This window comes from Xanthocytophaga flava (assembly GCF_030068545.1).
Taxonomy (GTDB): domain Bacteria; phylum Bacteroidota; class Bacteroidia; order Cytophagales; family 172606-1; genus Xanthocytophaga; species Xanthocytophaga flava.
The window spans coordinates 165,770-189,272 of the sequence record NZ_JASJOR010000019.1; the positions used below are offsets into that span (position 1 = coordinate 165,770).

General features: G+C 39.1%; 18 protein-coding genes. 15 read left to right on the plus strand and 3 right to left on the minus strand.

Going from position 1 to position 23,503, the window contains the following annotated elements; all coding sequences use genetic code 11:
* The first annotated feature begins 34 nt into the window (after positions 1 to 34).
* The 7 genes from QNI15_RS25065 to QNI15_RS25095 all read left to right on the plus strand — a co-directional run bounded on the left by QNI15_RS25065 (position 35) and on the right by QNI15_RS25095 (position 10,196).
* Positions 35 to 5,713 carry a DUF6443 domain-containing protein gene (locus QNI15_RS25065; RefSeq protein ID WP_314034310.1) on the plus strand — a complete coding sequence of 1,893 codons (5,679 nt, stop codon included), beginning with the start codon at positions 35 to 37 and terminating at the stop codon, positions 5,711 to 5,713.
* 18 nt (positions 5,714 to 5,731) lie between these two features.
* A complete protein-coding gene (locus tag QNI15_RS25070) occupies positions 5,732 to 6,100 on the plus strand; it encodes a hypothetical protein (protein ID WP_314034312.1) in 369 nt (122 codons plus the stop codon).
* 145 nt (positions 6,101 to 6,245) lie between these two features.
* Positions 6,246 to 7,364 carry an RHS repeat domain-containing protein gene (locus QNI15_RS25075; RefSeq protein ID WP_314034315.1) on the plus strand — a complete coding sequence of 373 codons (1,119 nt, stop codon included), beginning with the start codon at positions 6,246 to 6,248 and terminating at the stop codon, positions 7,362 to 7,364.
* 10 nt (positions 7,365 to 7,374) lie between these two features.
* Positions 7,375 to 7,932: a DUF922 domain-containing protein gene (locus QNI15_RS25080; RefSeq protein ID WP_314034317.1), complete on the plus strand. Its 558-nt coding sequence runs from the start codon at positions 7,375 to 7,377 to the stop codon at positions 7,930 to 7,932.
* Positions 7,933 to 8,408: 476 nt separating this feature from the next.
* Positions 8,409 to 9,221: an RHS repeat domain-containing protein gene (locus QNI15_RS25085; RefSeq protein ID WP_314034319.1), complete on the plus strand. Its 813-nt coding sequence runs from the start codon at positions 8,409 to 8,411 to the stop codon at positions 9,219 to 9,221.
* A 293-nt stretch (positions 9,222 to 9,514) separates the two neighbouring features.
* Positions 9,515 to 9,919, plus strand: coding sequence for a hypothetical protein (locus tag QNI15_RS25090; protein ID WP_314034321.1), 405 nt, complete (start codon positions 9,515 to 9,517; stop codon positions 9,917 to 9,919).
* 61 nt (positions 9,920 to 9,980) lie between these two features.
* Positions 9,981 to 10,196 carry a hypothetical protein gene (locus tag QNI15_RS25095; RefSeq protein WP_314004704.1) on the plus strand — a complete coding sequence of 72 codons (216 nt, stop codon included), beginning with the start codon at positions 9,981 to 9,983 and terminating at the stop codon, positions 10,194 to 10,196.
* Positions 10,197 to 10,371: 175 nt separating this feature from the next.
* Here the strand turns inward: QNI15_RS25095 and QNI15_RS25100 are convergent, their stop codons facing one another.
* Positions 10,372 to 12,816: a M56 family metallopeptidase gene (locus QNI15_RS25100; RefSeq protein ID WP_314034323.1), complete on the minus strand. Its 2,445-nt coding sequence runs from the start codon at positions 12,814 to 12,816 to the stop codon at positions 10,372 to 10,374.
* Positions 12,817 to 12,829: 13 nt separating this feature from the next.
* Positions 12,830 to 13,195 (minus strand): BlaI/MecI/CopY family transcriptional regulator, encoded by a 366-nt coding sequence (locus QNI15_RS25105; protein WP_314004700.1) that lies wholly within the window; start codon positions 13,193 to 13,195, stop codon positions 12,830 to 12,832.
* Positions 13,196 to 13,746: 551 nt separating this feature from the next.
* Here QNI15_RS25105 and QNI15_RS25110 point away from each other — a divergent pair.
* The 3 genes from QNI15_RS25110 (at position 13,747) to QNI15_RS25120 (ending at position 16,306) form a co-directional block, all read left to right on the plus strand.
* On the plus strand, positions 13,747 to 14,301 hold the full coding sequence (locus QNI15_RS25110) for a hypothetical protein (protein ID WP_314034325.1): 555 nt from the start codon (positions 13,747 to 13,749) through the stop codon (positions 14,299 to 14,301).
* A gap of 29 nt (positions 14,302 to 14,330) precedes the next feature.
* The gene (locus QNI15_RS25115; RefSeq protein ID WP_314034327.1) at positions 14,331 to 15,611 is read left to right on the plus strand and encodes a hypothetical protein; all 1,281 of its coding nucleotides are present in this window, start codon (positions 14,331 to 14,333) and stop codon (positions 15,609 to 15,611) included.
* A gap of 176 nt (positions 15,612 to 15,787) precedes the next feature.
* The gene (locus QNI15_RS25120) at positions 15,788 to 16,306 is read left to right on the plus strand and encodes a cyclase family protein (RefSeq protein WP_314034329.1); all 519 of its coding nucleotides are present in this window, start codon (positions 15,788 to 15,790) and stop codon (positions 16,304 to 16,306) included.
* A gap of 189 nt (positions 16,307 to 16,495) precedes the next feature.
* Here the strand turns inward: QNI15_RS25120 and QNI15_RS25125 are convergent, their stop codons facing one another.
* Complete coding sequence (locus tag QNI15_RS25125; protein WP_314004692.1) at positions 16,496 to 16,951, minus strand: lipocalin family protein; 456 nt, start codon at positions 16,949 to 16,951, stop codon at positions 16,496 to 16,498.
* 677 nt (positions 16,952 to 17,628) lie between these two features.
* Here QNI15_RS25125 and QNI15_RS25130 point away from each other — a divergent pair.
* From QNI15_RS25130 to QNI15_RS25150, 5 genes are all read left to right on the plus strand, one after another.
* On the plus strand, positions 17,629 to 18,558 hold the full coding sequence (locus QNI15_RS25130) for a hypothetical protein (protein WP_314034331.1): 930 nt from the start codon (positions 17,629 to 17,631) through the stop codon (positions 18,556 to 18,558).
* A 135-nt stretch (positions 18,559 to 18,693) separates the two neighbouring features.
* Positions 18,694 to 20,175: a leucine-rich repeat domain-containing protein gene (locus QNI15_RS25135; RefSeq protein WP_314004688.1), complete on the plus strand. Its 1,482-nt coding sequence runs from the start codon at positions 18,694 to 18,696 to the stop codon at positions 20,173 to 20,175.
* 80 nt (positions 20,176 to 20,255) lie between these two features.
* On the plus strand, positions 20,256 to 21,089 hold the full coding sequence (locus QNI15_RS25140; RefSeq protein ID WP_314004686.1) for a hypothetical protein: 834 nt from the start codon (positions 20,256 to 20,258) through the stop codon (positions 21,087 to 21,089).
* Between the two features lie 75 nt (positions 21,090 to 21,164).
* Positions 21,165 to 22,781 (plus strand): hypothetical protein, encoded by a 1,617-nt coding sequence (locus QNI15_RS25145; protein WP_314034333.1) that lies wholly within the window; start codon positions 21,165 to 21,167, stop codon positions 22,779 to 22,781.
* A 105-nt stretch (positions 22,782 to 22,886) separates the two neighbouring features.
* Positions 22,887 to 23,321 (plus strand): hypothetical protein, encoded by a 435-nt coding sequence (locus tag QNI15_RS25150; RefSeq protein ID WP_314034335.1) that lies wholly within the window; start codon positions 22,887 to 22,889, stop codon positions 23,319 to 23,321.
* The last annotated feature ends 182 nt before the right edge of the window (positions 23,322 to 23,503 follow it).

The window sequence follows — 23,503 nt, forward strand, 5'->3', positions numbered from 1 at the left end:
TCATTCTTAACGCCTTTCTTGTAAAATCCACATTATGTATATACAACTAGTACGCAACGTTTTGTTCTTTGCCCATCTGGGTAAGGATCGTTATAAACGAGTAAGTGTATGCTTACACTTATTGCTTTTTTGGGGCTTTTTATGGATGACAACCAACACCTTACATGCCCAAACTATTCCCAAACAACTCAATCTGAATAGTTATGAATCCCCTGCACGGGCTACTGAAAAGATAACCATGCAGTCGGGAGTGAACATTGGCCCTGCCAAAAACTTCGATGGGCAGATTGTGGACCAGACTACCCTTCCGCCTTCTGTGACAGATGCCACTCCCTGGTTGACTGTTTCTGCCAATCAGCAGATTTACACCAATGAATGTGCTAACCTGTCGGCTTCTGCTCGCCCACTCACTGGTAAGGCCCTGCAACTGGATGGTTTCAATGACTGGCTGCATCTCCGTACGGCCTTTACGTCTGTAGACAACTTTACCTGGGAAGCCTGGGTAAAACCTATAGGGACTCATCAGATTGATGCTCAGTCTACTACCGGGACTGCCGGAACGGCTGGTCAACGCTATGTAGCCTATCCTGTAGCTGGAGATGGTTGGGGAACAGGCCATGCGGGTATGGGTATTTCGGTAGGAACCAATGGAGTAAGTGTGTATGAACAGGCCAGCAATTATATGCCCGCTTTGCTTGTCTGGCAGGGAACCCTTTCTGGCTGGACACACATTGCGGTTGTGTATCAGAATCGAACTCCTTCATTGTATATTAATGGAGCTTGGGTTAAAACAGGTGTGCAAAGTCCGAGAACGGCTGTGCATATCTCGCATGTGATTGGGGGTGCTAATGCTACCTATGGTGTTTTTCAGGGGCTGGTAGATGAAGTGCGGATCTGGAGTAACGCCCGTAGTGCAACCGATATCCAAACAAACTTTGACAAGACGATCCCCAAGCCTTCTGAAGAACCGTATTTGCTTGCCTATTATCCGTTTGATAATGATGATATTCTGGTGCCGAGCATAAAAAATCTGGGGTCAACAGGTAGTGCCAACGATCCTATCCCCTATAATAACATTGCACAGGTAACCTCTGATCTGGCTGTACTCAGTACCGCCCCTCCACTCACCTGGACACCAGACAGTGGCAGCCCGGCTCTTCCCGCCCCGGATGCCGATGGTACGTACAAACTTTGTAATCTGAGTGTGGGTACGTATACCTATCAGGTAAGTGTAACCAAACCGGATGGGACAGTAGAGCAACAGCCAATCACTATAACCGTAAAACCTGCTTTGCCTGGATTGAGTGCTCCTAAAGAGGATATGAACTACATTGTCGAAAATACACCCCTGATCGAAGGTGTAACAGTAGATGCAGTAACAGGAGAACTTACCCAGAATTATCCTGTCAACCAACTTAGCAAGGGTATTTCCTATTTTGATGAATTAGGTCGACCGCTTCAATCCATCATACCCGAAGGATCTGCTGAGATCAATGGCGTGCGTAAAGATATTGTTACGCCAGTAGAATATGATGTCTTCGGACGGGAGCTGAAAAAATATATGCCGTATGCCGCTACTGCTCTCTCTGCAGGATCATACTACCGCTCAAACAATACTGTTTTTACTGAACAGGCTACTTTCTATACTAATCAGAAAGGAGATAATGTTGCTTTCACGGAAGTACAAATGGAGTCTTCACCACTCGGAAAAGTGCTTCAGCAATCAGCTCCGGGAAGTGACTGGCGCATTCAGGACAAGGCTGATCCCTACAATGCACTTAACAAAACGGCTAAAACCCTGCAGCGAACCAATAGTGCAAATGAAGTACGAGAGTGGCGTTACAACTTTACAACCCGGCAGGCAACCAGCACCAAAAACTATGATTATGACTGCATCAATGGGGTATGTGAGGGACAGCTTCAGGTTAGTGAAGTATATGATGAACACAACCGGCGAACGATTCTCTATAAAGATGAAGAAGGACATATCGTCTTGAAAAAAGTACAAGAGAATGATGCAGGAACCTCTTTTTTATCAACCTATTACATTTATGACGATCTTGGATTGCTTCGGTATGTGGTTCCCCCTCAGGCAACTGCCCTTCTGGAACAGTCAGGGAGCTTTACACTCGACTTTGATGCAGACTTTACCCGTAAATGGTGCTTTGCCTATCACTATGATGGCAGAGGACGTATGGTGGAAAAGCGTGTTCCTGGCTCGGAAACAGTCTATATGATCTATAATCAGCGGGATGAGCTGGTATTGACACAGGATGGCCGTCAGCGTCAGGGACTGGATGAAAATGGAGTACTGGGTAGTGGTGCTCCGGTATGGCTTTTCACCAAATACGATGCGTTTGGACGTGTAGTGATGAATGGTACCTGGCGGGATTCACGTTCAAGCAGCAGTTGGTTACGAACGGCAGAAGACCGTATCTACTGGCAAAGTAAAATTAATGCACAGACAACTTTATACGAAACAAGGGCAACCAGTAATGCTGTAGAAGGGTATTCAAGTGATGCTTTTCCGCAGAGTGACTTTACACCGCTTTCAGTCAATTACTTTGATGACTATTTGTTTGACAATATCGCCAACTTCCCTTACAAAACAGCTTTACTGGTTCCTCCGGCTGGATTTGATGCAAACCCAATAACTGCGCTGGCAGACCATGCTGATTTTGTAAAAGGAAGACCTACAGCTTCTAAAGTAAAGATACTGGGCTCCCAATCGATTTCAGGTAACTGGCAGATGAGTGTGAGTTACTATGATAAATATGGCAGAGTTATCCAGACTGTATCAGATAATCACACTGGCGGGCGTGACAGAGCGTATAGCCGCTATAGCTTTGATGGAAAGATACTTGAGACCTATACCTATCATGAAAATCCGAGAGCAGGAGCACGTAAGGAACTCATTGTGCGTACCCGCAATCAGTATGATCATACAGGCAGAGTCACTGCTACCTATCAGAAGACAGCCTCACAGGCAGAACAGCTCCTTTCTGTGCCAACATACAATGAGGTAGGGGAAATAACACAGAAGCAGTTGGGAATGGTAACCAGTCAGACCAGTGGCAGCTTTGTGACCGCTCCTTTGCAGATTGTAGACTACCGCTACAATATCCGTGGCTGGCTGACACATATTAACGATGCCGCCTTAAGTGCGGCTTCAGGACAGCCCGCCGATTTGTTTGGCATGGAGCTTTCGTATAACCAGGGAGTGGCATCTACTAAAAGGCAGTACAACGGTAATATTGCTTCTCAGAAATGGATGAGCAGCTTTGACAAGGTATCCCGTCAGTATGTATATAGCTATGATGCTCTCAACCGCCTGAAGGGAGCGGACTACACCAGTACCGCAACCACGAATGAGCAGTATTCCCTCCAAAATATGGAGTATGATAAAAACGGGAACATCACCCGTCTGGAGCGGTATGGTGCGATTGCCTTCAATACTTCTGGCAAGGCAACAGGATTCGGCTTGGTTGACAAACTGACCTATAGCTATGAAACAGGAGCCAATCAGAGCAATCGCCTGCTGGCAGTAGCAGATGGATCTAATAACCCTACCAATGGACAGGCAGGAGATTTTGTTGAACCGACCACGCAGCTTGGTGAAGAATACCTGTATGATGTGAATGGGAACCTGACCGAAGATAAAAACAAAAACATTCAGGTAGATTACAACCAACTGAATCTGCCTATTAAGATTCGTTTTACGGCAACTTCTAACCGGATTGAGTATGTCTACAATGCAGCTGGTGTAAAACTACAGAAGCTGGTCTTTAATACTGTCACTACTACCACTACCATCACCGATTACATTGGCGGAATGGTCTATGAAAGTGACCGGTTACAGTTTATTCCAACTGCTGAAGGAAGGGTATTACCTCCCGAACAGATTGCTGCAGCGGATTATGCCTATGAGTATCATTACAAGGATCATTTGGGCAATTTGCGTCTGGCTTTCCGGAAAGGAAATGCTGCCCGCTTCTTTGCTTCGATGGAACCGAGCCAGAAAGTGCGGGAAGAATCCGAATTTGCCGGACTTGATGATAACATCCGTTCCTCTGATCCGAATAGTTGTGGTACAGGTACAACGGTAAAACTGACTACTCAACGCCCTGTCGGTCCGATGCGTATATTGCAGGTACGCAAAGGAGATAAGATCTCGGCCAGTGTATGGGGATATTATCTGAGTTCTTCATCTAGCAATTCAGGTTCCAACTTCCAGCTTTTTCTACAGAATACAGGTAATAATCCAGCGGGTCAGGCCAAAGAAGGAGGAGGTAGCTGGCCGACTTTGCAAGTAGGACTAGCGATGACTCCTTTCAGTGGCGGAAACTCTACTCCCAAAGGTTATCTGCGGATCAAAGCTTATTCGAGTACAGGAGCTGAACTACCCGTGACAGACAATGACCGCTCTTTTTATCTGACCACAGGCATTGATTGCCAGCACCTGGTTAGTGGAGACTATATTGTCAAAGAAGATGGCTATGTGCGTATTTTTCTGGGTAATGAAAGTGATGGAGAAGTGTATTTTGATAACTTTGAGATCAAGTACGAAGAGAGGCTCATTGTTCAGGAAAATCATTATGATCCGTGGGGGGTGAATCTGGTTGGTATTGAAACGCAAGGTAATCCCAATGATAAGTTCCAGTACAACGGCAAAGAAAAGCAGGAAGAGTTTGGATTGAACTGGATGGATTATGGGGCCAGAATGTATGATGCGCAATTAGGTAGATGGCATGCGGTTGATCCGGCTGCTGACATGATGCGTAGATTCTCTCCGTATAACTATTGTTTTAATAATCCGATACGTTTCATTGATCCGGATGGCATGTTGCCAGGAGATGAGGATCGAAAACCAGGAAGAGATGATTTTGGCAATGTGACTTTCAGTGGTGGGGCTTCCTCTGAGGATGGCTTTATGGTTGGATCAACCGGAGGGGGAGACGATGATGGAGGGAAAAAGGATGGGGGAAAAGGGAATAAAAGAAAGCTGACTGGTAAGCGTTCTATTGATGATGAGATAATAGAACCTGCTTATTTTATTAGTGATGTTACAATACCTATTCCTTTTGGACTTAACTTTGAATTTCCAACTGTTGAAATTCCCGCAATCTCTGCAACAGGAGCTCTAAGTCTAGGACTAATTGCTTCTATGCCGATTGCGTTAACGGGAGATATGCCTACGCATTTCGAGTTACTTGTAGGTGCAACTGAAAGCGGTTTAGCGCCTGGCAAAACAGAAGCTGATCCAGGAGGTATAATTCCAGAACATGCGATAGTTGGACTCAGGGTAAAAAGAGGAACATATGAACAAACATTTTGGTTTGAGCAAGCTTATGTTAAGGCAAAGTTTTTCGAAGGGTATGGTGATGCACATGAATTTTTTCCTGGTGCACAAGCAGCTTTTATGCCTGTAAGAGAGGGGAAAATGAGACTTTATATGTCACAAAAGGGATTGACAACGGCAAGTAGATCAATATCAGCTGGAGATTTTGCTTTAGCATCTTCAATGATTGCAGCACAAATAGCTAAAGGACCACAACCTTGGAACATGGTTGGCAATAATTGTGTAACTAATATTACACCTGTATTGAATGCGGCAGGCTTTTTTCCTCCTGAATTTATAAAGCCTAAAGCACTTGTAAAATGGTTTGAAGGACAAGGTGGATTCTTAAATTCACTGAAACGTTTCTTTAATTAAATACAAACTAGATAAAACATGGTATATCATAGAGATTTTAAATTTGAAAATACTCCTCCTTCTGTAGAAGAGTTTATTGCAAAAATTAACGAAATTACTGGATTAGAAGTAATTTATGGTGAATTTGAGATTAAGAATCCTCATTATCCAAGCGATAACTTTTACTATACTTATGAAAAGGATAATATTCTATCACTTACTGTATTTGGATATTATACTGTAAATTATTTGTTGGGAGTAGCTATGTATGCACTTGTCAAATTAGGGGGGGATCCTGATGGTGAGTTTATACCAGCATGGGCATCTTTAAAATGGGAAGATATCAAAGATAAAGTAGATAGATTACCAAATTATCCCTATCCTTATCCAAAGAATCTGTTGAATTGATGGTTATAAGTTCATTCTTACTAATTCGATCATCTTGTTTTGTGCTTTTTGGATAAGAGATTGAATTTTCTTGTATTATTCATTTAAACAGACCATTTGAATCAACAAAGAGTTTGTTCACTGTTTGTAAAAGCCTCACAGCCATGTGAGGCTTTCTATTTTTAGGAGGTTTTATCCTGATTTTGATACTAATGATGGAGAAGTGTATTTTGATAACTTTGAGATCAAGTACGAAGAGAGGCTCATTGTTCAGGAGAATCATTATGATCCATGGGGATTAAATCTGGCAGGTATTGAAACACAGGGGAATCCGAATCATAAGTTTCAGTTTTTAGGTCAGGAAAAACAAGATGAATTCAATCTAAATTGGGTTGAAACCTTCTTCAGGAGTTATGATCCTCAACTTGGAAGGTTTCATCAAATAGATCTTTTAAGTGACTTCTTTACGATGCTTAGTCCATACGTCTATTCTTATAATAATCCCATAACTTATTCTGATCCAACAGGGTTAGCAGGAGAAGAAGCTGAAGATAATGGCAAATCAAAAAGAGCAGAAAGAAGAAGAGAAAGAAAGTGGAAACGAGAACAAAGGAGAGCTAAGCATGATGCAGAAAAAGGAAAAGATAATCAGACCTATATTACTGCAACAGGAAATAGCAGAGACTTCCCATTTAGGAAAAAGATAAAAGAAGTAAAGAAGATAAAGACAAAACTTCCAGAGACTAAACAGATAATTCTAGCGGTTAATATTACTTCACTTCCTACTTCTAATGATGGAGAAGATGATGATGATACTCCAACCAATCGTCCAGATGATAAGCCAGATGTGGAATTTCGTAAAACAATCATCACATCTGGGGAGACATATTCCTTTGATGAAAGAATCAATTTCAAACCTAATACTGACAAATTTGCTGATCCGGATGAGGTGGTTTCAAAAAAATTAGATGATTTGGTAAATCTATTAATAAATCACCCTAATGTTAAGGTGCTTATTGCAGGAAATGGGATAGCACTCTCTGATGGAAACCAGGATCCAAATCCTGATCTGTATGGTCATGGCAAGATAGCAATGGAGCGATCAGCTACATTAAATGGAAATCCTTCAACTGCTAAACAAGTATTAACAGCAAGAGCAAGGGCTGTGTATAACTTTCTTATAAAACAAAAAGGAGTTAGCAAGACACAATTAATTTATGGTCCAGGAAATGTCTTACGAGGTACTAAACCTACTGTTAGTTTTGAGATACGAAATCCGAAATAACTTCAGAAGTATGAGAAAAGTGTATTTAACTATTATCTTTTATATCCTTTGTACTAATTTGTTTGCACAGATGCAAAAGGAAGCAGAAGTAGACTCTATTTTATGGAATCCTACTGAAAAGCTCCGATGGGTTGACTTTCAGGGACCACCTAACCCTCAGGCTCTATTTGAAAAAGCAGCTTGTGCTTCCAGTATTTATGTGAAAGGAGGAAAAAGATCAGTTGGCTTTCCTGATTTTATAGTAGGATGTTATTTTCTTAAGAAACAGTCCTGGACTTTGGATACTCTTTCAGAAAGCTTATTAAGACATGAACAAGGACATTTTGACATCGCAGAGTTGTATGCCCGAAAGATAAGGCAAACAATTGATTCTTTACATAAGAAATCTACAGAGGACTTTAATATTTATGCAAATAATATTCAAGTATTATTAGAGAAATATTCAAAAGATGAGATTGCTTATGATAGAGAAACCAGTCATGGAACTGACATGGTGGAACAAAAAAGATGGATAAAGAAAATAGCCTTTGAACTAAAACGGTTACATAATTTTGCCAAGAGTATTTGAATGGGTGGCAAGCCTTGAATTGAATATAATACATATTTAAAGTTGACAGTTTTCAGAATGTATGTAAGCTAAACAGGTTTGAACATTTATGTTCAAACCTGTTTCTGTAGATAGCTTTCTCGAATAATATTTAATCTACCAGAATAAATCACCTAAGCTACATCAATACCTCTAGAGATCGCCTATGTTCAACTTTCTATTGTACAAGAAAAACTGAGGTGGGCCTAAAAATGGGGGTATAAAACGATTAATTTACTTAAAATAGCAAATGATATTTATCCTTCAAAAAGATGGAAAATACACCTTTTAAAATCCCTGATTTTAGTTATCTTTATATCAGTTACTCGCTTTTAAATTACATCTGTAAATCGGGTATTTATAAAGTACAATAAAGTCCGTTCAGCGACCTCAACAAATGACGAAAACCCTTGATTTATGAAAATAAGTCAGGGGTTTTGTGTTTCTAAGCAGTTGCTGTGAGTTACACAAGGGATCTAATTGTTCATGAGAATCATTATGATCCGTGGGGACTCAATCTGGTCGGCATTGAGACACAGGGTAATCCGAATGATAAGTTTCAGTATAATGGAAAAGAAAAGCAGGAAGAGTTTGGTCTGAACTGGATGGATTATGGAGCCAGAATGTATGATGTGCAATTAGGTAGGTGGCATGCGGTTGATCCGGCTGCTGACATGATGCGTAGATTCTCGCCCTATAACTATTGTTTTAATAATCCGATACGCTTCACTGATCCGGATGGGATGGCTCCCGATATTAAATACGAGCCAGGAAGAGACGTATTTGGCAATGTGACTTTCAGTGGTGGTGCTTCGTTTGAGGATGGATTTATTGTTGGATCAACTGGAGGAGGAGATGATGATGGGGAAAATGATGGAGGAAATGAGGTTTCTAATACATCAGGCAAAGAGAAAGATATTTCTGATGATGGGAAAAAATCAAATACTTCAGAGGAAAGTACTGAAAATAGTACTGCTGGTCCAAGTCCTGAACAACTTCGGGCATCAAGGGAAATTAGAGCTTGGACTGACAAACAGACAAATCCTATATTAAGATTTTTAGGTAATCTCTATCTGTTTTTTGCACCAGGAATTGCAATGTCTCCTCCAGGATTTCAGGCCATTACAGGACTAGTACCTTCAGGTACCGGTGGCATTTTAGGTAAAACCGGAACCATATGGGACGATATAAAACCTACACAACCCACTTATCCTGGCTCAGAGCTACCTAAATCTTTTGAAATAACATTAACAAATGGAGCAAAGTATTAGTATTGGGTGCATGGCAATGCAACAGAGCATATAGCAGAGACTCTCCAAAATAAGACGTTAACTCACACACCTGAGACTGTGAGGCTTATGACTCAACAGTTTCTTTCTAGTCTTAGATCTGCAATAGAAAGTGCAGCCAAAGCAGGGATTAAATATGAGGAAAGAATAAAGCAGGTGGGTGGGAACTCAAATTTGGTGCTCCTGAGAACCCTGGACAACTACCAAAAGTAGTGCATGCTCGTCCTGCAGATTAGTTAAAACAGAAATTTTATAGAAAGTTTTATATGAACAGTATGACAACTATAACCATTAACAGGCCACTGGAGTTAAATATGGAACTAGTCGAAATTGATGAACATGTTCCATCGTTTCGTATGAGTATAGCTGTGTTAATCAAACATCCAACCGGTGTAGTGACATATCAAGCCAATGATATTTGGTTTGAAAATAGAAAATGGGATAGTTTTATTAACCAACTTAAATCCTCACATAATCAGGTGAAAATTAGTTTATGTGATATAAGCGATTTTTTTGAACTTACCATTAGACAACATCAGAATCAACTATTTTTTGAGATCAAAGTAGAAGAACCTGAAACAGGCTCAGGTTCTATACGTATTTTTTATTCCAGAGAAATTGATTTAGATATTTTAGCTCAGGTTAAAGAGAGATTTTTGGATTTTTACAGTTGGTGGTAACTGAATCAGGTTCTGTTTGTGGTTTTCGATAAGATCTTTAATATTAGTCAATAATATAGATATGAAAGAATATGAGATAAACATTGGAAGCCCTATAGAATATGAAGAGCTTGTCGCATATATTCGAATATATGATAAACCAATTGCACTAGTCCAAATGGAAGAGGGAAAGGATAGAATGAAAGTAGAATTTTTCGAAGAGTCTTTAAATGAAAAAGTAGATCTTACTATATTTATTGAGGCTCTTCAAGAGGCTAAAAGGGAACTGGAAAAATAATATATTTAGTTAGTGTAGCATATTTATAGCTGATAAGTACAGATCTAGTTTTATTGTAGGCTTCCTTATAAAGTGTGCCAGTGAAAAATAAAGAAAAGAATCATTTGACCCACACCTACTCTACCCTCCCGGAACGGACATGTCTTTCAGGAGGGTAGAGTGGGTGGAATCAAAATCAATCAGAATTGCGGCGGCTAGCCATTCCATGAATTTTGAGGCGGATGTACTCATCAAATTCTTTTGGACTGTAGCCTTTTTTACGTGCTTCTTTGATAAAGTCGGCAGTTACTCCGTGTATTTTGGCTTCCAGCACTTTGTCAAATTCCAGATTTTTAAATCCGACATCAGCCAGGTCCTTCAAATAGCTGGCATTTACACCATGTATTTTGGCATCTAATACCTTGTCCAGTTCCAGATTCTTAAAACCCCCATTGTTCAGATCTTTGATAAAGTCTGAGTTGATACCATGAATTTTAATTTCAATCATCTTATTCAGGCTCATGTCACCATACCCTAATGCACGAATATTCTTAGCTTCTTCGGCGTTGATACCATGGATTTTAGCCTCCATAATTTTGTCTAGCTCCAGGTTCTTAAATCCGGCTTTGCCCAAATCGCTAATGTATTCGGCATTGATGCCATGAATCTTTAACTCTATCATTTTACGCAAACTCAGATCTCCAAATCCCAACGCACGGATGTCTTTGGCAGAAGCTGCATCAATACCGTGAATTTTAGCTTCCAATATTTGGTCAACAGGCAGATCCGCAAATCCGGCAGCTTTGAGACCATCAATGTATTTTCGGGTTACCCCATGAATTTTCAGCTCCATGATTTTGCGCATGCTCAGGTCTTTGTAGCCCGCCTCCTGTAACTCCTGAATATATTCTTGTGTAACTCCATGAATACGAGCTTCAATCACTTCACGCATAGATGGTTTTTTCTGAGCGTATTTATCAAACATGCTCAGGTAGAGCTGATAGTCGGTCTGGGTAATGCCATGAATAGCAAGTTCCTGTATCCGCTCTCCATCAATATCCTGGTAGTTAGCTTTCAGGAAGGCAACATACTTGCGATCTACATTGCCCATAAACAGATGGAATAAGAAGTTTTTGTCGGTATTGGTAATATCATTTTTCTCCAGATAGGACTCAAAACCTGCATCTTTGGCAAAAGTATATTTGCCCTGACTTACCTCCTGATCCAATGCACCCTGCAAGGTCATGGTACCGGCATCACGTGTGAGTGTAAAGGAATCACTGGCTTTCTTGACAAACAAACTCTTGTCAAAACACTCCGACATATTCCAGTAGGAAGTTCGGGTGTTGTTGCCACCCTTGAATTCAATGCAATATTCTTTGTCGACCTGACGTCCGTACCAATACCCGGTCGACATATCTACATCACTTCTGAAGTTAAATGAGAAGCTGGTTTTAGTATTTACGTTAACCGAAAGGTTCGGATTCGCATTCACCTCCGGGGTTGCTGTGGGAGTAGTAACAGCAGTAACACGAGGAGTAGGTGTGGCAGTGATGACAGGTGTCGGGGTTGGACTTACTACTGGTGCAGTTATAACAGGTGTTTGCTGGTCTCTGGCTCCAACATAACCAATCAGGGCAGTAGCCTGGCTCTCGATGGGTTTGTTAATCACTAACAAAACGCCAAAAAAGAGAGGAAGCATGAATGCGTATTTCCAGTAATTGTGCATAGTTGACTTTTTCGCGTTAATCATACGAATTCGTTGTTTGAGTAAAGACTGATTATAGTTTGTAGTTATAGTTAGCGGTTTATGCGGGGCTGCAATCTGTAACAAGCTCCATTGATAGGTTTCTTTGTCCACCTCATGACCCCTGAGCAATAGATCATCGGTCTGGTATTCAATGTTTTTCTCCATCTCCTGCTTGAGTAGCCACATGATGGGATTAAACCACAGTACAATACCTACCAGTTCGGCCAGGAGTAGATCCCAGGTATGGCGTAACCGTACGTGGATTTTCTCATGCGAAATGATTTGTTCATACGTCTCAAAATCATAGGCATCGGGATGGATAAAAATGTACCGAAAGAATGAATGGGGTGCTTTTAGCTGGGGCAAATTCACGATGGTGTACCCTGTGTCTGATATGGTATCATGGCTGCTATAGATTTTCAGCCATACACTACCCAACTGAAACAACAGGTTTAGGGTAAATATGCCTACCCCAAACAGGTACAGTACCAGTAGCCAGAAAGTCCAGCTTTTAGGTGCTGAAGTGGTTTCTTCTCCAGCGGATTTGGCAGAAAGGGCAGTAGCTTCTTTCGCTGTTTGTTGAGATAACACTTCCTTCTGCATTTCCTGAGGCGTATCTTTGGGCAATGCCTGTTGGCTGTGTGATGTAACCACAGCAGAAGTACCCTCAGACTGCTCCGTTACTTCGTTAGCTGAAAAAATAGTGGAAAGATAGCCTTGGTGAGTAACCAATGGCGGCAATGAAACAAAGGGCAAAACGAAAGCCAGCAACAACACTGCCCAGAAATACATACGATTGACAGCAAAAAAGCTTTCGCGTTGCAAGACAGCCTTGTAAAACAACCAGGCAATGCCCAGAATAAAGGATGATTTAACCAGGAGTGCAATCATAGGTAGATGTAGGTTAAGGTTTTTTCTGGTCTTTGATCATGCGTACTATTTCATCCAGGTCGTCATCAGACAGGTTTTCCTCCTTGGCAAAGTGAGTGAGCATCTTGCTGAACGACCCTCCAAAATACTTTTTCTGAATCGATTCCACGTCTTGCTTGCGGTAGTCTTCCAGCGAAATAAGTGGCTCATACCGGTAGGTATTGCCAAATTTTTCAGCACTGAGAAACCCTTTGTCCTGGAGTATCTTCACCATTGTGGCAATGGTGTTGTAATGCGGCTTGGGCTCTGGCAAATGCTCGATAATTTCCTTTACAAAGGCTTTTTCGAGATTCCAGATTACCTGCATAATTTGCTCTTCACGTTTTGCTAATATCTGCATATTCGTTTTGTTTTTACAATACTACTAATCGATTCGGAGTAATCCTAATTAATTAGTAAATAAAACTAATGGATTAGGAGTTTATTTTTAAATAAGATTTTTGTTTTGATATTTTCTTGTGTAAGTTATTGATTTTTAGCTAGTTGCTATGAATTGTAGGATTTGCAATGTCCGGTAACTTTTCTGGAAACATGGATTGTAAGTAAAGAAAAAATACTCTCCCAGTCCTCCTGAAAGGCATCCCCTTGCTGTCCTTCTGAAAGAATCTTGTGACAAATAGAGCTGCGTTCGGTTTTGTAGAGAAAGAATATTTTCCAAATCCAAAGGCCGCCGGTCTTGCCACGAGTTCCTTACAGGAGGACAACAAGGGGATTGAAAAGGTAAAAAGTGATCTTTCCCTAAAACCTTCATTTTCAGAAAAGTTATGGGACACGATAAGGTTGTAGGCGCCTTGGTGAGATATTTTTCTTTTTGATTTCAGAACGATACTTTATATGACTTTGGCTTCCATTGATAATTTGTTTTAATTTTCAGCAGCCAGAAGATACATCATGAACAAAGAAGAAATACTTCAGCAAATTACCTGGGATTCCTACGGTATAGGTAAGATTACGTTATTGGTTCCCTTATTCGGACAATCACTCCCCTTTGTATTTTTTGCTGAAAATGCCGATTCCCCAACCATTACAGATAAGATGGTAGCCTGTGTGGACGATGTACTTGCACTTAGGCCTGCTGCAATCCAGCGTGTAAAGGAACTACTTTGGGAAGAATGTTTATTTGCCTTTCAGGTCGCAGACTATGGTGTAGACATTCTTGAGGGAGAAACGACACTGCAAGCGCATTTACGGGAATTCGAAGTTGCCAATGCAGAAGATGCTTACCAAAAAAGTGAAGTGGAAGAAATTCATATCAGTTCTGAAAACGATTCGTTTGAGGGAAGATATGCAGAAATAAAAATCAGCACAGCATCTTATAATTACATCAGCATGATTGTTAAAAACGGGCAAATTATTGATTTTGATGACGATGGCACCTACATAGGCTGGTTTGAGCAGGATGAACAGAATGCCCATAAAAAAAGGAGTAAAACACTTGGAGATTAGATTCTGAGTGAAAATAATTCAACTATATCATGAAGACGACAACTCGTATAAAGCAACAATTTTTAAAAGCACTAAAACGTGGGACAGGCGAAGCCTATCTGATACTGAAAAACAATCCGGAAATTAACTTTTCAGATCAAATCATAAAAGGTGCTTTGAATATTTATGCTTATGACGGACAATCTGAAGGAGATCGGGCACAATACATTTTTGACATAATTTCCATTTCAAAGCAAAAAGACAAAATTCGCAAAGCTGTTTTGCTGGGTTTGGCGACAGAACAAAACGATACATGGAATCTAACCCACTTGTTTGCTCTCACAAAACTATATGCTCAACAAAATGATAGTGAAGCAAAACAGGCAATATATGACAGGTTTTTAAATCATCCAATTGAAGGTTCTGACTGGGTTGGAGAGTCAGAAATAGTGGAACTTGATGGATTAGATGGTTTATTTTACGTGTCTGAAAAGTATGGCAGGTATATTGAACAAAATCCTGGCGATTGGCAGGATGGTTCGGTTATCAGACATTTTCAAGAAGAGCATAAGGATATAAATGTGTATGCAGAACTTAACGAGAGAGCCAGGTTCAACAAATATATACAGATCTATCTTGACAATGTAGAACGAACAAAAGCAAGTTGGGAAAAGCATAAAAAGGAACTTGTACACTACAAAGATATAGTGGAGGAAGTCCTTACCAGCAAACCATTTATTTCAGTTAGAAGGAAAAGAAACCTTACAGGAAACGAAGTAAATCAGATTGCAGAACGCCTGATTGAGGAAACTGACAAATCAGCTATCGAAAGACTTTTAGACATTTTTAACTCTTACAGATTTCCCTATGATAGCAATATAATATTGAACTTTGCTAAACAGAAACGTACCCATAAAAACAGCATGGTTGATAATGCTATTAGTGCATTAAAATATCTGAAAAGCCAAAGTATTAGAGAGTTTGCTCTGGACAAAGTCCAAACAACCAAAAAACCGATTGATTTTTTAGAAATTCTGATTTCTAATTATAAAAGTGGTGACGCTAAACTGTTAAGTGAAATTGCCAATAAGACAAACAGTGAGTATAAGATAGAACAACTGGCAGGAATATATACAGATATTTACAAAGCTAACCAGACAAAAGAATGTAAAGAGCCTCTTGAAATTTTATATAGCAAAATGAATTGTGCTATTCATCGAAACGGAATAGTAAAAATATTGATTGAAAACGGAGTTCTTTCAGACAAAATCAGAGAGGAAATAAAATACGATTGTGATTCAGACACAAGAACATTAAGTGAAAAAAAATAAAAAATGTCTCAAAATAGATATAGAAGTCGTTTAGGATAATTTTTATAAGGCCGCAAAGGCATATTTTGTGCTGCGCCTTCATGAGACCGCGTCGGTCAAAATAGCCTCGACTCGCTAGAAATCTGCTCGTTGAGCTTCCTTATAAATAATTCAGCCAATCTCTAAGAAACCTTCTCATGAAAATCATTGATCTTTCTGCTACCATTTATCACAATATGGAAGTTTATCCTGGAGATCCACAAGTAAGAATCAACATAGTCCATACCTATCAGACTCATGAGTGGGAATTACGAGAACTTTCGATGGGAACACATACGGGCACACATGTGGATGCGTTTTCACATATGCATGTGGGTGGTCAAACCATTGACAAGATTCCACTGGAGAAGTTTTGTGGCAAAGCGTGGGTAGCTAATCCTCAGGAGATATTTCCAAAACAATGTGGACTGGTATTTCGTGAAGAAGCGAATATAGACTTACTGGAAAAAATTATAGCCGCCCAACCTCCTTTTGTGGCAGGAGTTATCACAGCAGACCTGGAAAGAGAATTACTCCGTCAGGAGATTATCACTTATACAGATTTGGTAAATCTGGATCTATTACCAGTAGATCAATCTTTCCTGTTTTATGGATTTCCTTTAAAAATAAAAGATGGAGATGGTTCACCAGTGCGAGTTGTCGCCATACTTGAGTAAAGCCCCAAACACATCTGTTGTAAAAGATAAATGCATAATTGGAATCAAAAATAGTTCCCTCAATTATGGTAATATCTGTTTGGTAAAATTAAATATTTTGTGTTTCTGTCTCTCAAGAAATCTGGTTCTCAACTTGTTTATATGACTAATCTACAGTTTATTCTGTAGATTAGTCATATAAACAATGTATTATTTACTGTATGTAGCTGTTTGTTCAGCTGTACTAGTTACCCCATCTTTTGTATAGGATCCAGAATTGGATAAAACAAGAGAAGAGGATGAGATATCTTTTATTGTATAGTATGATGGATTGGTTAAGCTTATAATTGTTAGCTTCTTATCGTTTGAAAGAGTCCATGCACCAGTTGATGAAGTTTTATTACCCTCTCCATCTGTAATTGTAGTTACTACAGTTCCATTCTCACTAAACGTTTTGGTAGTATTTGAAAGAGATTCTGTAGAGTCAATTAGCGTTTTTCCACCAGCAGTAGAATAAACCCGATAGCTAACTCCTTTCCAGGTACCAGTAGTAAGTAAAGCCTTTGTTGCAACTGTCGCATCATCGTCTTTTTTACAACCCGCAAAGACAAGTGAAAATGTCAGTAGTATCAAAACAATCAGGAAAGAGGAATTGTATTTTTGCATAAAACAGTTAATAAAAAAGTACAAAATCGTTAGATATATTATCTACAAAATTGAATAATCTGTTAAGGAGTTAAAAGCCTTGAAAAAAAGTTGACTTACCTATGTAAGGTTTTCAGAAAATAACCGGGAATGGTTCTACACCTAGGATTAGCAGCAAAGAAGGAAGATTCTTATCACAGGAAGAATACTGTATCACGGCTATAATTACCAACAAGTTCTGATTTATAGATAGGTATTGCTTTAAATAAATATCTTCAAACTTCCGTGATGACATTTAGCAGTGATTGTACTTTTCCACTTTTACATTGAAATAGCGGTCTTTAGAAGTTGGTTTTCCAATTGTCTCGTAGTTTTTCGATCTATGCAACTTATATTTAACCAGCTGCGGCAAGAGAGCAAAGATTGACTTTTAAGAAAATTTGAATCTTTATTGTGATAGGCGACGTAAAAAAGCAGCGATAGTAACATGCTTTTAAAACTATACCGCAGAAATAATACTGTGTCTACATAAATAAGGTAGAATGGTCGTCTGAGAGTATACAAGTATGTCGAAATGTTACAGGATGGAAGATTAGATTTAATCTTTCTGCCTAAGTAAAAAATACATCATACAGAAATAAAAGCTATCTATGCAAAGCACAGAACTTTTTTTATCAGGGTCATATACGAATTGATATATGAATTTTGAGATTATCAGTGAAACGGAAGCATGGGACCGGTATGATTTGTTCAGTTACTGGAGCGTTGATTACTTTAGCTTCGGAAAAAATAATTTTCTGGCATTTGATTCTGCTGTTTCCATTGTAGGAGATTGGAATGTGAGTTTATTGTGTGAACAACATAAGGTTGCGGGAGTCATCATCAATGGCGATCTTACAGTATCTGGTCATTTTGATATGTCTGATTCATTAGTTCTAATTAAAGGGAATTTGAAGGCCAGGCATGTCTGTATTTCTGAAAAGGAAGCCTGCATAACAGGCAACTGTATTGTTTCAGGTCTGGTATATGGTGGGTGGAAGCATGGTATATTTACTGTTCAGGAAGAAATTTGTGCTCTATTTTTAATTTATGAATTTGACCGGGCTTCATTTGGAAGTATTCATCCAGACATTATCACGATTGATAATGATTTTAATTCAGGTTGTAAAGGAAACTACACCTATTTCTGGCATGAACTCAACTATGTTTTTTTGCCTAAGCTACATGTATTTGCTTCTGATGGCAGTTTTTCAGGCCTTGATTTGAGTCTAATGATGGAAGTTCTCAATCATAATGAGCCAGTAATGAACATAACACCTCGAAAGCTTCGAATGTATCAGGATTGTTTTTCAACTGACAACTTTGATAAAGCCTATGGGTATCTGTCTACACTTCTAAATCCTTTTATTGAGCTGGATGGCTTTGAAGTAAGTATACTAGATGTTGACCAGACTAGCAGGCTTGATTTTAAGAAAGAGGGATACAGTTTGGGTTTCATTAGTAAAGAAAGAGGAATTATAGCATTGGCTAAACGTCAGCAGGACAATGATCAAAACAGAAAAGCTATTGAGCAAACATTTTGTAATCTGATCAATTTTATAGAAAGTGGTCGGGTGGATAATTTTTAAAGAACCTCTGCATAGCAATTTTGGAGTGGTCATATCGGTTGGTAAATAGAAGTGGTAGGAACTCAAAATATGTATGTGTAACCTTAGTTATATTAACCTACTTCAGTAGATTAAACTTTTCACTTTTTTTCCTCTATGCACGAAGAAAACATATATCGGCTATTACGTTCCGGACAGATTGAAAATGTAACGCTTGGATTGCAACTGGCCGAATCACTTCAGGTGAATATTGATACATTTACTAACCAGATTGAACAATTGTATCTGCTACACTGGCTAGTAGAGCATCCTGAGGTGCCACTTAAAGAAAAAATTGTCGATATATATTCAAGGCAAACATTGGATTTAAGTAATAAAAATCTAACACAACTGCCTGAGATAATTGCTGAGTTGACACAATTGGAGATATTACGCATCAATCAGAATCAATTGACAGAATTACCTGATTTTATCGGAAAGCTAACAAGATTGCAACATTTGAATTTAGCAGATAATCAGCTGGCAGAGCTTCCTGATTGGATTGGGGAGTTGACTACCTTGACGTATCTAAATCTGGATAATAATAGATTAATTGAACTTTCTACCCCAATTGGTGATCTGAAAAGTCTGGAGAGTTTGTCTTTACAAAGAAATGCACTCCGGTCACTCCCTGATTCTATTAGCAACTTGAAAAGTTTGACATACATAGATTTGTCAAGGAATCAATTTTCTGAGTTTCCACAGCCAATTACAACACTACCTCAGCTAACCTATTTGAGCCTTCATGAGAATCAACTATCAATCTTACCAGAATCTATTGGAAATCTGACAAGACTGGAAACCTTGGGTTTATCACATAACCAATTAGTCTCATTACCTGAATCGATATGCAAGCTGAAAAACTTAGTTTGGTTATATTTGGAATACAACCAACTTGTTCGACTGCCCCAATCTATTGGTAATTTAACAAGTCTAGTAGGATTTTATGTGAATCATAATCAGTTGACAGAAATTCCAGAATCTATTAGTGAACTTGTAGATCTGCTGTATGTATGTTTATCCAGGAACCGTTTTATAGGGGTACCCGAGTGCATAGGAAGGTTGTGCAAACTGGAAGAACTAGATTTATCAGATAACCAATTCACCAACCTACCTGACTCTCTTGAGAATTTAACTGTATTAAGCGTTTTGGATATATCAAACAATCTGTTTTCAGAACTACCAGAATCCATTTGTAGGTTAATAGGCCTACCAGAATTAAATCTATCTGGTAACCAACTTTCTATATTACCAGAGTCTCTGGGAAATCTGACATATCTAACCAAACTGGATATATCCTCTAATAGATTCATGACATTACCTGAATGTATTAAGAACCTGAGTAATCTAACAGAACTTCAATTACAAAAAAATCATCTCACTGAGTTACCGGAATGGATTTCTAATCTGACGATTCTAAACAAATTAAATTTATCTGCAAACCAACTTAGATCCCTTCCGGATGCTATTGGCAATCTAAACCATTTGGCATATCTGAATTTAACCAATAATCAATTTGACAAAATACCAGATGTGATTAGAAAAATGCCCAGACTGGCAGAGATTGAGTTAACAGGCAGTACCGATAGTGGCTTATAAAACGGATCTTACAAAATGTTCGAAAAAGGAAAAATCTTCTTTCGGAAAACTGATTATATAAATTGTATTCAATTAAGTCTATGAGTGCATCTTCATTTTTTACCAACCTGCCTAAAAACTCTAAATTTAAAAGCTTTCGGAATCGGACATTGACTATTCAGGAGTTTTACAAAGCAGCAGAACAAGTAAAATTACCTCAGCTAAGACAGGCCTTATTATCTATTCCGAAGAATCCGGGTATTCAATCCTCTAAAGAACAGGATATTATTGTACACAGAGGTGATTTACATATAGATGGCAATTTTTCCTTATGGAATTCAGGTATTCGTATTTTGATTGTTGAAGGGGATTTGACCACAAGTGGATATATGGAACTGGTCAATTCGGGTGACTTACTCTTTGGAGAAGAATGGAGCCAGCAATTTCATTACTATCCAGGTAATCCTGCTCCGACAATTCATCGTCAGGTACAAAGTTATGGTACGGATTGTTATTGTATTGTAACAGGCAATGTACATGCTGCTGTTCTGGTGTGTGGTGATCATACCGAAATACAGGGAGATGTCAGAGTTGAAAAGTTAATGTATGGAAAAGGAACTGTATGGGGTAATGTGCATGTGCCGATACTTTTTGTATCTCATTTTGATTTTGCCATAGAAGGCCAACTGACCTGTGAATGGGGGATAGGTGGATACTATTCACATTCTACTAGCCGCACTACACAATTACCTGACCCTGACTACAAAGCATTGTTTGAAAAATTTGGCAAAAATGTCTTTGATGAGGCTGCGCCCTGGCAGTTATTATCAGAAAAGGAACAGCAAAGAGTACTCAACTCTGGTCTCCAACACACTTACCACGTCATTGATTCCGCCAGACTGTGGAAATGTCTGCTGGAACAGCAATACTTATAGTTCCCAATTAACATATCATGCAAAAGATGGACCTTTTTACTTGTTTTTCATTACCTACATCTGTCAATACACTCTATGAGCGAAACACAAACCTTTAAGCGACTCTATGTTAAAACCAATAGTATTTGTCTGGAACTAGATCAGAAGATACCAAAAAAGTCTGTAGCAGTAGGAATGATAGGGGAAATTATTCAAAATATTGATACATTACTGACTATGCTTTCTTCTCTATCTTATGTCAAAATAGATGAACGGAATAACGGCCTACCTATCAATCTAAATGATGCGGAAGATATACCATCTCCACCTTACGCTAAAGAAATCTACATTCTCTATCAATCCAATGCCCAGATTGTTCTGGAAGACTGGAAGTTCAGAATCTGGAAAACTATTCTGGATAAATACCCAGACGATTTACGCTATCGGAAACTGTATCTGGAAGCTTTGCTGACACAAGCAGAGAAATGTGTCGATATCTTTTCCTCTCTTGGTGAACAGGTCTGGATAGAATGGCAAAAAGATATGTTAAGTCAACAGGCTAATACTGTAGGATGGCTTTCATATCTATACATCTCAGATAAGGACAGGCTGGAACATGCACTGATGGTTCTGGAGAAAGGATATGTGGTTGCCGGATTTACGCATTTAGACTGGGATAATCGCAAATACATTCATGATACCAAGGCACGGCTGCTACTCAAGTTAAATCGTGAAGATGAAGCTTATGCTATTATATATCAGACGCTGACAGCACATCCTGAACATACAGACTTTGATGATCTGAAAGAGACAGAGCCCTACCTGCAATGGATACAAAAGAAGAAGCAACAAGAGAAAGCCGCCATCAAAAAAGCAAAGGATGACAAAAAAGCGTTTGAGCAACTAGTTAAAGAAGAACAGACAAAGGTAGTAAACCAGTTTTTGAATCCAGCACATCCTTTGGTAGTGCAACATGCAGATGTGCTTAACCTGATTAAACAACGAATGGTGGCTGTTAGATTACGAAAACAGTATTATGAGTCCGGATGGGAAAAGATGCGGAATCAGGTAGATAGTGCTTCAGAAACAGATTACTCACTCAAACCCTGGTCTGAAAAACAAATTGCAACCTATCAGACCAAACACGAGATTCAGCTACCAGACGAACTGAAAGTGTATCTGATGGAAATAGGAGAGGGGGGAGGCAGCTATTTTTGCTGGGGGAATCCGATTGTGATGGAAAAAAAGAAGAATGCCATTCAGATCTTGAAAACCCCGTTCCCTATTACAGCTGATAAAATACATGACATTAACCATTATTGGAAAATTAAGGCTTGGGTGATGCTGGATTATTATTTTGAAGGAGAAGAAGATGAAGGAGATGGAGTGGAAGAGTTAATCAAATACTTGAAAAGAAAGAAAATTCTGCATAGAGGGAATACTCTACAAGAGTTATTTGCGATTGATGGTTCTCATGAACTGGGATGTCTGTTTCTTGGATATAGTGATAGCCAGGATGGATTGTATCTGGTTATGAATGGAGAGTTTGAAGGAGAAGTATGGGTAGATACACTTCAATATAGTATTGAAGAAGGTGGGTGTTTTGGTGCTGCGACCCCTGAACGCCGAAAGTTTTTATCCTTTATTGCTGGTAGCTTGCTGGCAAATGCAGAAGGATACGCTAATGCTTCTGAAGAAGGTGCCTGGTTGTAGATAAGTCTTAAGTAAAGGCCACAGAATAGATTCATCTTGTTGTGTGGTCTCTTTACCTATGATTTAGTAAACAATACTATCTTTTTACTTTGCTTAGTCAAATCAATGATACATGAATCTATTTTTTGCTGCCAATTATCTCCTTGCCTTCGAGAATTTGATGTACAACTGAATATACAATCAGGTATGGGGAAGAGTGCAGAATCCATTGTGGCAAAACATGACCTTCCGGATTATGGAGGACGAGTAGCTATGTTCATAAAAGTAGACTTGGCCAGGCAAACAATATATCTGCACACTGATACAGTTTACAATCCAGTGGATGCTTATCATAATTGTTTGGTAGAGTTAGGGCAATGTGTAGAAGATTCCACCTTTGCATGGATGTACAGAGAAGAGAATGATGAGGGAGATATTCGTTATGTAATCAATCACTATCAGATTGCGGATAGCAAATTGACTTTTACCAAAAGGTATACGGCATTCGGTGTGGAGGATTCCCCTGATTGCCAGGCTTTATTATCCATGAATTGGATATAAATACACTATTGAACTAACGAATGAATACTATATGTCAGAACCTCGTTTTATTACACTGAAAGAAGCTCATATCTTGTAAAGGTTAAGAAAAAGTACAATTTTGAATAAAATACTTGGTTAGTAAACTATTCACCCCTTGTAAGAGCCCTAAAAGAAACATAGATATGTTGAGTAGGCTATTC